We start from the raw sequence: 540 nt of genomic DNA on the forward strand, positions 1-540 counted from the left end.
CTTCGACATCATCGGCCGTGGCCTGATCGTCCACGCCGACGCGGACGACTACAAGACCCAGCCGACCGGCAACGCGGGTGCGCGCCTGGCCTGTGCGGTGATCAAAGCCGCGCCGTAACCGAGGCGGTGCAGAATGAAAAACGCCGGCGATTGCCGGCGTTTTTTTTGGAGCGCGGATAGAGCCACGCCATGCGTGGCTGCCATGATCGCTATCGATGCCCGCGGGAGCCGGCCAGCGGCCGGCCCTACCGTTAGCGGGTCAGCAGCTCGCGCGCGTCCTGGCCGGCTTCGCAATGCACGAACAGCACCGGCAAGCCGTGCGATTCGAGCACCGCCGCCATCTGCCGCTGGCGGATCAGGTACTGGTCGTAGATGCCCTGCAGACGATCGCAGTCGCCGGTGCCGTGGTTGTAGAACGCGCACCAGCCGGCCGGATCGAACAACGCCATACGCACTTCGCCATCGGCGTATCGCAGCAGCGGCTCGGGCGGCGCGTCCAGCCATTCCTCGACATGCGGCGCCATCAGTGCGGTCTCGATC

The 540-nt window shown here is 66.9% G+C and carries 2 protein-coding genes; one reads left to right on the top strand and one right to left on the bottom strand.

Going from position 1 to position 540, the window contains the following annotated elements; all coding sequences use genetic code 11:
- Nucleotides 1-118 (top strand): superoxide dismutase family protein (locus ACXJKJ_RS31865; protein ID WP_457395728.1); only part of this gene is annotated, 118 nt, incomplete at its 5' end.
- Nucleotides 119-251: 133 nt separating this feature from the next.
- Here the strand turns inward: ACXJKJ_RS31865 and ACXJKJ_RS31870 are convergent.
- A partial coding sequence (locus tag ACXJKJ_RS31870; protein ID WP_457395726.1) for a hypothetical protein occupies nt 252-540 on the bottom strand: 289 nt, incomplete at its 5' end.

The sequence above is a fragment of the Roseateles sp. P5_E1 genome, from assembly GCF_054049335.1.